General features: G+C 69.6%; 2 protein-coding genes. One reads left to right on the top strand and one right to left on the bottom strand.

Annotation, left to right across the window (positions count from 1 at the left end; all coding sequences use genetic code 11):
• Nucleotides 1-215: 215 nt before the first annotated feature.
• Nucleotides 216-1661, bottom strand: a complete 1446-nt coding sequence (locus PROKR_RS20675; RefSeq protein ID WP_036966710.1) for an APC family permease — start codon at nucleotides 1659-1661, stop codon at nucleotides 216-218.
• Nucleotides 1662-1890: 229 nt separating this feature from the next.
• Here PROKR_RS20675 and PROKR_RS20680 point away from each other — a divergent pair.
• On the top strand, nucleotides 1891-2854 hold a 964-nt coding region (locus tag PROKR_RS20680), incomplete at its 3' end, for a sugar ABC transporter ATP-binding protein (RefSeq protein ID WP_157602366.1).

Here is a 2854-nt window from a genome sequence, read left to right on the forward strand (position 1 = left end):
GTCGTCGTCGGCCCGCCGCTGTCGGTCCGCCCCGCCGTCGTCGGCCCGCCGCTGTCGGTCCGCCCCGCCGTCGTCGGCCCGCCGTCGTCGTCGGCCCGGTCTCGTCTCTTTCCTTTGAGGCCTAAGTTTCTTCGCTTTGGATCAGTCCAAAGCGAAGAAACTTAGGCCTCGAAGGAGAGGGCGACAACGGGAATTGGACCGGGGGAGCAGAGCCCCTAGTTGACGCCGCCCTCGCGCTCGCTCAGGGCGTCGATGTCCGAGATCCCGCCGCGCTGCCCGACCAGCCGGTTGGTGATCCACGTCAGCAGCCACAGCACGAGGCCGATCCCCAGGAGCCACCCGGCGATCGTGTAGGTCAGCGGGTCGCGCCCCGTCCACGGGCCCACGAAGAACGCGCAGGCGAGGGCGCCGATGATCGGCAGCACCGTCGGCGCCACGAAGTGCCGGCGGTCGATCGGGTCCCGGCGCAGCACCAGCACGCAGACGTTGACGATGGCGAACACGCCCAGGAGCAGCAGCGCAGTCGTGTCACCGAGCGCGGCGACGACGTCGTTGTCCGGGTCCCGGCTGACGAAGTAGATCAGCCCGAACGAGATGACCGTGGTCACCAGGATGGCCACCCACGGCGTCTGGCGCCGAACACCCACCCGACCCAGCACGCCGGGCAGCACGTTCTGCTTGGCCATGCCGTACAGCAGCCGGCTCGCCATCAGCATGTTGATCAGCGCCGAGTTGGCCACGGCGAACATCGAGATGAACGGCAGGATGTCGCCCGCCGGGATACCGGGCGCCGCGGTCTCGACCACGGTTACCAGCGGTGTGTCGCTCTCGGCCAGCACGCCGACCGGCACGATCGCCACGGCGAACAGCGAGACGAGCACGTAGATGATCCCGGTGATGCCGATGCCGGCGATCATCATCTTGGGGAAGTTCCGGACGGGGTCGTGCGTCTCCTCCGCCATGTTCACCGAGTCCTCGAACCCGACCATGGCGAAGAAGGCCAGGGCGGTCGCCGCCGTGACGGCGAAGAAGGCGCCCTTGTCGTTGGGGTCCTCGAACACGATGGTCCGGGAGAAGTCGACCTGGCCGGCGAACGCGGCGTAGAAGCCGATCAGGATCACGAGCAGCAGGCCGGACAGCTCGACGAGCGTCAGGAAGATGTTCGCCTTGACGCTCTCGCCGACGCCGCGCAGGTTCACCGCGGCGACGACGCCCATGAAGACCAGGGCGATGGTGATGATCAGCGCCGCGTTGGACTCGTCCAGACCGAAGCCCACCGCGAGGTTCGAGGCGAACGCCCGGGAGGCGGTCGACGCCGAGGTGATGCCGGAGCACATGACGGTGTAGCAGACCATGAACGTCAGCAGGTGCACGCCGAACGCCTTGTGCGTGTAGAGCGCGGCGCCCGCGGCGCGGGGGTACTTGGTCACCAGCTCCAGGTACGAGAAGGCGGTGACCAGCGCGATGGCGAACGCGACGATGAACGGCGCCCAGGCCGCACCACCGACCTGCGCGGCGACCTTGCCGGTCAGCGCGTAGATGCCGGTGCCCAGGATGTCGCCCACGATGAACAGCAGGAGGAGCTTGGGTCCCATGACCCGCTTGAGCTCGGTGGGTTCCTCACCGAGGACTGCGTTCTCCTCGGCAGTTGGCTGGCTCATTCCTCGCCTCCGATCTGAGGCGACACGCCCTCGGGCCACCTCCGTGCGCTGCGGGCAGGTTCACCCCTGATCGGTAAAGAGTTCCGTAAAGGACACATCTCGGCAACGGACGCGCCGGAAGTTCTTGACGCTCTGACCTGGCAGGTCTATCTTCCGAAGTATCTGTTTGAACGATTCAAACGGCTGATTCAGGTCAATGCCGACCGCCCGCAGAGCTCGACGGAGAGACATGCAGAACGCCGCACCGACGCTGCGCCTGGAAGGGGTCGCCAAGTCCTTCGGACCCGTGGCCGCGCTCCGCTCCGGCACCCTGGTCGTACAGCCCGGCACCATCCACGCGCTCGTGGGGGAGAACGGCGCGGGCAAGTCCACGCTGGTCAAGATCGTGGGCGGCGTGCACCGCCGCGACGCCGGCGTGGTCGAGCTCGGCGGCGAGCCCGTCGACTTCAGCGGCCCGGCCGAGGCCAAGGCGGCCGGGGTCGCCGTCATCCACCAGGAGCCCGCGAGCTTTCCCGACCTGACGGTCGCCGAGAACATCTACCTGGGCCGGGAGCCGCTCGGCCGGTTCCGCCGCATCGACCGCCGCGCCATGCGGGCCGGGACCCGGCAGCTCTTCCGCGACCTCGGCGTCGACCTCGACCCGGACCGTCCGGCCGAGGGGCTGTCCATCGCGGACCAGCAGATCGTCGAGATCGCCAAGGCGATCTCCCTGGACGCCCGGCTGCTCGTCATGGACGAGCCGACGGCGGCGCTCAGCGCCGTCGAGGTGCGCCGGCTCTTCGCGGTCGCGCGTGGCCTGCGCGACGCGGGCCACGCCGTCGTCTTCATCTCGCACCGCCTCGACGAGGTCGCCGAGCTCTGCGACACCGTCACCGTGATGCGCGACGGCGAGCACGTGTCGACCGACCCGGTCGCCGACGTGACGGCCGGCGACCTGGTGCGGCGCATGGTCGGCCGCGCCGTCGCCGACCTCTACCCCAAGGTGCCGAGCACCCCCGGCGAGGTGGTGCTCCGCGTCGAGGGGCTGCAGTCCACCGGCACGTTCCACGACGTGTCCTTCGACGTGCGCGCGGGCGAGATCGTCGGCCTGGCGGGCCTCGTCGGGGCGGGGCGCAGCGAGATCGCCCGTGCCGTGTTCGGCGTCGACCGGTACGACGCCGGCCGCGTCGTCGTCGGCGGGCGGGCCCTGCGCC

Source organism: Promicromonospora kroppenstedtii DSM 19349, from assembly GCF_000515355.1.
GTDB classification, from domain to species: domain Bacteria; phylum Actinomycetota; class Actinomycetes; order Actinomycetales; family Cellulomonadaceae; genus Promicromonospora; species Promicromonospora kroppenstedtii.

Excerpts from the sequence above, each read along its gene's own strand:
- PROKR_RS20675 (WP_036966710.1), bottom strand. The coding sequence starts at position 1,661 with ATGAGCCAGCCAACTGCCGAGGAGAACGCAGTCCTCGGTGAGGAACCC.